The organism is Methanobrevibacter filiformis (genome assembly GCF_001639265.1).
Lineage (GTDB): Archaea > Methanobacteriota > Methanobacteria > Methanobacteriales > Methanobacteriaceae > Methanacia > Methanacia filiformis.
This window is the reverse complement of record NZ_LWMT01000032.1, coordinates 1-7191: the sequence shown is the minus strand read 5'-3', so window position 1 is coordinate 7191 and position 7191 is coordinate 1. Positions and strand designations below refer to the sequence as shown.

At 26.3% G+C, this 7191-nt stretch carries 5 protein-coding genes; 2 read left to right on the top strand and 3 right to left on the bottom strand.

The features are described from left to right. Positions 1-369 precede the first annotated feature (369 nt). Positions 370-543 carry a preprotein translocase subunit Sec61beta gene (locus MBFIL_RS01260; RefSeq protein WP_066970696.1) on the top strand — a complete coding sequence of 58 codons (174 nt, stop codon included), beginning with the start codon at positions 370-372 and terminating at the stop codon, positions 541-543. Between the two features lie 248 nt (positions 544-791). Here MBFIL_RS01260 and MBFIL_RS01255 read toward each other — a convergent pair whose 3' ends face one another. The 3 genes from MBFIL_RS01255 to MBFIL_RS01245 form a co-directional block, all read right to left on the bottom strand. After that, positions 792-2432, bottom strand: a complete 1641-nt coding sequence (locus MBFIL_RS01255; protein WP_066970694.1) for an ATP-binding protein — start codon at positions 2430-2432, stop codon at positions 792-794. 337 nt (positions 2433-2769) lie between these two features. Next, positions 2770-3870, bottom strand: a complete 1101-nt coding sequence (locus MBFIL_RS01250) for a metallophosphoesterase (RefSeq protein ID WP_066970692.1) — start codon at positions 3868-3870, stop codon at positions 2770-2772. 51 nt (positions 3871-3921) lie between these two features. Further along, on the bottom strand, positions 3922-4833 hold the full coding sequence (locus MBFIL_RS01245; protein ID WP_066970690.1) for a methanogenesis marker 7 protein: 912 nt from the start codon (positions 4831-4833) through the stop codon (positions 3922-3924). Between the two features lie 605 nt (positions 4834-5438). Between MBFIL_RS01245 and MBFIL_RS01240 the strand changes: the two genes are divergently transcribed. Next, positions 5439-6803 carry an AIR synthase-related protein gene (locus tag MBFIL_RS01240; RefSeq protein WP_066970689.1) on the top strand — a complete coding sequence of 455 codons (1365 nt, stop codon included), beginning with the start codon at positions 5439-5441 and terminating at the stop codon, positions 6801-6803. The last annotated feature ends 388 nt before the right edge of the window (positions 6804-7191 follow it).

The following is a 7191-nucleotide window of genomic DNA, read 5'->3' as shown; positions in this document are numbered from 1 at the left end:
TATTAAAATATAATTAATTTAATCAAATATATTTTTAATAAAAAAAATTAAGAACTTTACAAGGATCACTATTAATAAAAAAAACTTGAGTTATGAATTTTATTTTTTAACTTTAGCATATATTTTAAATAAAGTTTGTATTTAATTTTTAAAAACATAAATTTATAAAGTATAAAAAACATATTAATATATGTATTTATTTATATATTAGTTTTTAGTAGCTATTATTAATCTTTAAAGGGAACATATAAACTTTAATTTAAGTTTAAAAACTATTAACTTTACTAATATTTAATTTACCAATGATTTTAACAAGTTTAATATTCATTAAAAAGATTAAATTTACTATTATTAATTCTAGGTGATAAAATGGGGAAAAAAGATAAAATATCATTACCTTCATCAGGTGCAGGTCTTGTAAGATATTTTGATGAAGAAAGTAACGGACCAAAACTCTCTCCTGAGCATGTTGTAGCTATTACAGTTATATTAGGAGTTTTTTGTTTAATTCTAAGATTCGCAGCTCATAGCCAAGGCTATTAATCTGTAAGTTTTGATTAACATCAATTTATTTTATTTATTTAATATTTATTTTTAATTATTTGTTACTATTTATTAATTTTACTTGCGAAATTACTTTGAGATATTTTAAGATCATTTTAGATCTGTAGTATTACATTATTGTCATTATTGTATGAATCTTTCAGGATTTAAAGGTAATTATATGAACAATTTATCTCTGGATATTAGCATGTTCTCTACTATTTGATTTTCAGAGATTTTCTCCTAATTTAACAGCTATTTGTTACTTTTTCTATTTCGCATTTCATGTCTATTCTACTTCCACCTATTTTTAGTTTTACTTCTTTAATAGCTAAGCCTATTATGATTATGTTTACATCGCCATAAAATTCATAGTATTTTTTTTCTTTTATTTGATTTATAGCATCATAACTTAATGTTTCAATATCTCTATTCTTTTGTTGTGTATATTTAACTTCAATTACGATTACATTACCCTTTTCATCATAGAAAGGAAAATAGCTATCTTCTTCAATAGCTATATCTAACCTACCACTAAACATGCTTATTTCGCTATTAGTGTTAAATCCTAATGATTTCATTATAAAGTAGATTAAAGTTTGGTAATATTTCCAGTTTCTTATTTTAAGTTGGTAAGGAGTGTTTACAATCTCTTTTTTCAGATATTTAATTAATAACTCACATTTTCCATTTTTAAGTTCTTGCCAAATTTCCTTTCTTTTAGATGCAAAAGTATTTTCAGCTTTATTTAAGAAGTTATTAAAGAGATTTTCTGTAATTGATTCTTCAACTTCATTATTAGGTATTTTTAATGTATAAATTGGTTTTCCATTTTCGTATTCTTTTTTAACGATTGTTAAATAGCCTGATTGAAAAAGTAAAGGAATTTGTTTAAGATTTTTAATGTCAAAAGTTTTAAATTCTGATGTAGATAAAGTTAATTGTTTAAATATATTTCCAATGTTGAAATCTTTTTTTAATAGCTTAATTAAAAAATTAGGAGTTCCAGATTCAAACCAGTAGTTATTAAACTCATCATCATTGAAAAAATTCATTAAAGAATATGGATTATAAAGAAAATTTTCACCATCCCATGAATAACCATCATAATGATGTTTAATAAGTTTTAAAGTTTCATTATAAGTATTACCACTTAAATTAGCATAATAATCTATAAATTTTTTAAAATATTTTTCAACTTCCTTATCAGTGTAGCCACAAATAGTTGAATAGTCACTATTTAAAGTTAAGTCGATTAAATTATTAAAATCAGAGAATATTGAGACTTTAGAGAACTTTGTAATGCCTGTTACAAAAACAAATTTAAGTTTACTATCAGCACTTTTTAATGTACCATAGAAATTCTTTAATTTTTCTTGAAATTTAATAGCTATGCTTGTATCAACAATCTTATTTAGTATAGGCTTGTCGTACTCATCAACCAAGACAACAACCTCTTGTTTATAAAGTAAATAGACTTCTTCTATTAGCTCTGAGAACTTATCTTTGGAAGATTTAGAAATAAGGTTTATAGAAAAATTTTTAGCTATTCTATCTAAATGAATACTTAATGATTCTTCAAATGATTCAATAGTTTCATCATCAATATCATTTAAATCAATAAGTATAATTGGATAAGTTTCACTCCAATTCCACTTATCATAGATATAGGTACCTTTAAATAATTCTTTATTACCTTCATAAAGTTCTTTTAAAGTGCTTATAAGTAATGATTTTCCAAATCTTCTTGGACGAGAGAGAAAATAATATGTTCCATTGCGATCTATTATGTTTTTTATTACTTTTGTTTTATCAACATAGATCTTATTTTTCCTTATTAATTTTCTAAAATCAGCCACATCAACTGATAATTCTCCTTTCATATTCATTTTCAATCCCTCCTTCTCAATTTATCCTTAAATTATTAATCATTAGTTTATGGAAGATATTTAATAATTCTTAGTAATTATTAATTTATATTTTATTTGTAATAAATTTATTTGTTTGAAAATTATGCCAATATTTTGCATCCTGAGAAACTTATTATTAGATTTTAATATAAAATACATAATAATTATTACTAATTATTAGTACATTTTAATCTATCATGTTTTTAAGGAAATGACAACCTATTATTTTATTAAATTTAATAAATTCTATTTATTCCTATTTATTCTTTTTTTATTATCAAAATAGAATCAAAAGGTGATTTTATCTAAGTAGAGATTATAATGGTTTTAATTCTAAAAGAACAATTTCAGCATTAGTTCCTAACCTCATTGGTGGAGCTAATGTTCCAACACCATCAGTTACAGATAAATAGCTATTATCTTCTTTGTACAATCCTCTAAGATAAGGAAAAACTAATTTTACAAAGAAAGTGAATGGATAAAACTGTCCACCATGTGTATGTCCAGATAATTGGAGATCAAAACCTATTGATCTAAAATATTCCCATCCTGCAGGAATATGATTAACAATCAAATTTGTTCCACTGGCATCATAATCATCCAATCCAGATGCTTTGGATTCTTCAAGACCTATACCTAAGTTCTGATTTCTACTACTTGTTGTAAATGGAAGACCATAAATGTTTAATCCTTTGAATTCTATTTTTTCATCTAATAATACTGTTATGTTTGCATTTTTTGAAGCATTAATAACATTATCAATTCCAGGATATATGTCATGATTGCCTGGTGTAAATATTATTGGTATTTTAGATTTTTTAAGAGGTATGAATGATTCATTATGGATTTTACAAGTTCCATCTGCTAAATCTCCAGATATAATAGCTATATCTGCCTCAACACTACTAATTTTATCTGCAACATCCTTTAAAAGTTTATTATTTCTAATAGAACCTATATGTAAATCAGAAAGGTGTAATATCTTAACTTCTTCTTTTAAATTAGCTATTTTAAGTGTATATGGAGTTATGACAATCTTATGAGCTTTAATATAAGCATAGATAGATAAAATTGGAACTATGCTTAAGTAAATAGCTATTAATATTTCATTTGGAATTTTAAAGGCTAAATTAATAATATAAATAGCTAATGTTAAAAATCCATACATTAAAGCCATCCATTTCCATACTTCAGTTATTGATAAAAGTGTTCTTGTTATTATAGTTGATTTCATTGTTTCTATAAACTGTGGAACATAATTAAGGATTAAAATAGCTATTACAATTCCAGTAAGAGAGTATCCATTTATTCCACCAAAGAATGTACTAATTCCACCAAGTAATAAGTAAAGGTATAGGCCATAAACAATAATCTGTGGAATTGCCATCATAACAAATCTTCTTTTTAATAAATCCATAATATCTGACCTTAAGTGTGAGTATAAATAGCTTAATTATACTATAGACAATTATACTATAGAGCTTTCATTAAGTAGTTTAACAAGTATATAATTATACATAAATGATTTTTTAATATCAGCTATTTCTTTTAATTTCTTATCATCAATCATCACATTTTCTATTTCTTCATGGTATTTATTATAATCTAATTTAACTCTAAGTCCATCCATTTGGCTTGTGACAGGTATTGGAGATGTTACTGCTTTAATAGCTTCGACTTGTTTTTCTATCTCATTTTTAACAAGTATCGATGGAACTAAGGGAGGGTCAAATGCCATTTCTCTTCTTTTATTATCCAGCATCTTTTCTACAACTTCTACAAGTTTTCTAAGTGCTCTGATATTCTCTCCTCTTTTAAGTCGTCTTGGTATTCTACCTAACCCTGATACATATGCATCCGCACCATCTAAATCATTTACATCAATTTCTGGTGCTCCTGTAACGATCACTGGAATGTCTATATCATTATAAAGGAAATATTTATCTATTATACATTGTTTAAAACTTCCAAGTGCAAAAATAGCTATATCGTGTTCTTCAATTAAGTATTTTTCTTCTTGTGTTATTCCAGCTATTCCTTTTCCTGCTCCTCTTGAAAGTCCTATCATGTTGTCTTTAGCACCGAACCGTCTAAGATATTCTGATATATCACATGCTGCATGAGGCAGATGGTGTCTTGCAAGTGTTGGAGAGACAATAGCTATTTCAGATCCTGCCATTGGAGCAAATGTAATTTCTCCAAGTAACTCTTTAGCCTTTTCCTTTATTTTATCTACATCATCAATAGGAATAGCCATATTTAAAACTAAATCCATTTGTATAATATTTTCTTGAAGAATGAAACCTCCTAAATCTTCTATAAGTTCCTTAATCTCTTCACTTTTGTAAACTCCACCAGTATATGTCAAAGTTTCATACATTTAGCTATCTCCTAATTAGACACTGATTTTGCAAAAGGATAAAAGATAAAAAAATCTTTTATCTAATTTTTAAATCTTAAATTTAAAAAAATCAAAGATTTGCAAAATCTTCTATCAAACAATTATATTGATCAAATATTAATTATATTAAATTTATGATTAAATTCCTTATTTAGTTTTTATTTATTTCTATTTTTTTTATAAGTATATTATTACTATTTTATCTATTTTATATTGTTGTTTTTTTATATTGTTATTTTTTCACAAAGTTTTAAATATTACTTTTATTAAATTTATTATTACTAAAATTATTAATATTTTTAATTTTAGTAACATCTTACATAGTACTAACTTAAATATATTATTTGATAAACCTATCTTCAATTAATCAAATGTTTAATTAATCAAATATTTTATTAATAAACTTTTCAAGTAAATGTTTTAATAAATTATTCGATAAACCACTATTGAAACTTATAGCTAAAATATATTAGCTATTAAAATGAAATGACAGTTAATAATTCGTGCACAGTGAATTGTTGATTGGAGAATTATAAGGGAATTAGTTAATTTAATAAATTGTTGGTATAATAGGTGTGAAATGAATGGATATAGAATATATTACAAGGAGTAAAATAGATAGTTTTGATGAAAAATCTCTTGAAGAAATTTTAGCAGAATATATTCTTGATTACAAAGACATAACTTTGGAAACTTCTCGTAAAATGGCTGAAAGTGTTATAGAAGAGGTTAAAAATAGTTTAAAAATCAGCCAAACTAATGATGAGTTTTTAAAGGATTTGATAGCTATTCCTGAATCTGGCATAGCTATGGGTGAAATGGGAGTAGGATCTCGTGGAGCTGGAGATTTCTTTGTACATAGGAAAATAGCTGAAATTGTAGATAGTACAAAAACAAGCTCTCTTGTAAATCCAACAGCACAAGACGATGGCGGAGTTGTAAAAGCATCAACTGATAGTGGAGAGTTATATGTAACAACTGCAGTTGATGGAATACATTCTAGACTAAGTGAATATCCATTTCTCGGAGGATTTCATGTAACAAGAGCATCACTTCGTGATGTTTGTGTTATGGGAGCAGATCCAGTAGCCATTATTAGTGATCTTCATCTTGCAGATGATGGTGATGTTGGAAAGCTATTCGACTTTACAGCAGGGGTTGCAGCAATATCAGAGCTTATTGATGTGCCAATTGTAGCAGGAAGCACATTACGTGTTGGTGGAGATATGGTTCTTGGAGATCGTCTTGTTAGTGCAGTAGGTTCCATTGGAGTTTCAAAGTATCCTCCAACAGCAAGAAAAAGAGCAGAAAAAGGAGATATAATACTTCTTACAGAAGGCTCAGGTGGAGGAACAATAACAACAACAGCTATTTATAATGGCTTTTTCGATGTTATATGGGAAACAATAGATATAAGCTTTATAAAAGCTTCAAATGCACTTATAAAAGACGATTTAGTTAAAGATATCCATGCAATGACTGATGTAACTAATGGTGGTCTTCGTGGAGATGCTCATGAAATCTCTGAGACAACAGGACTGGGTTTAGAGTTTCAACATGAAGCTATTAAATCCATGGTTAATCCAAAAGTGCTTAACATGCTAGAAACTCTAGACATAGATCCTTTAGGTGTTTCAACTGATTCATTGATGTTGATTGTTCCAGAAAATAAAGTAAATGAAGTTAAAAAATCAGTACTAAATGCTGGAGTTAAAATAGCTGAAATTGGAACAGTTGATAATAGTGGAATAGCTAGAATGAATAAATCAGATGGGACCATTGAAGAACTCAAACCATTATTTAGAGAAGCAGCATACACAAAAATAAAAAAGCTTGTTGGAGAAACAACTCCAGAAGACTTTGAAATCATGAAAGAAAAAGTTCAAAAAGCAGCAAACAATGCAATAAAGAAAAAGGATGATGTTGTGAATTATATAAATCAAAATTAATAAATTAATAAATAAATAATCAAATATAATCAAATAGCTACTCATTAGCTATCAGTTAATAGCTATTCGATAGTTAATAGCTATTCGATAGTTAATAGCTATTCGATAGTTAATATCTATAATAATTTATTGTATTTTAATTTTATTATTACTTTTTCTATTTCTACTAGTTTTAGGTGTTATTGGCTGTGCAATAATTATTTTTTGATTCTTTTTAGTTATGCTTAGTTTTAAATATTATGGGGTGTAATATATTATTAATGTTTTTTAGTTTTTGTTGAGTTGGTGTTTATGGTTTTGCATGAAGATAGTATTGGTCAGGTGTTTTTACTTCCTTTGAATTTGAGGGACTTTATTCCAGATAATCATATTTGTTTTTTTATTGAGG

Bases quoted from the DNA above. Each gene is read 5' to 3' on its own strand.
- MBFIL_RS01255 (WP_066970694.1), bottom strand. From the start codon at position 2,432: ATGAATATGAAAGGAGAATTATCAGTTGATGTGGCTGATTTTAGAAAA.
- MBFIL_RS01245 (WP_066970690.1), bottom strand. From the start codon at position 4,833: ATGTATGAAACTTTGACATATACTGGTGGAGTTTACAAAAGTGAAGAG.
- MBFIL_RS01260 (WP_066970696.1), top strand. From the start codon at position 370: ATGGGGAAAAAAGATAAAATATCATTACCTTCATCAGGTGCAGGTCTT.
- MBFIL_RS01250 (WP_066970692.1), bottom strand. From the start codon at position 3,870: ATGGATTTATTAAAAAGAAGATTTGTTATGATGGCAATTCCACAGATT.
- MBFIL_RS01240 (WP_066970689.1), top strand. From the start codon at position 5,439: ATGGATATAGAATATATTACAAGGAGTAAAATAGATAGTTTTGATGAA.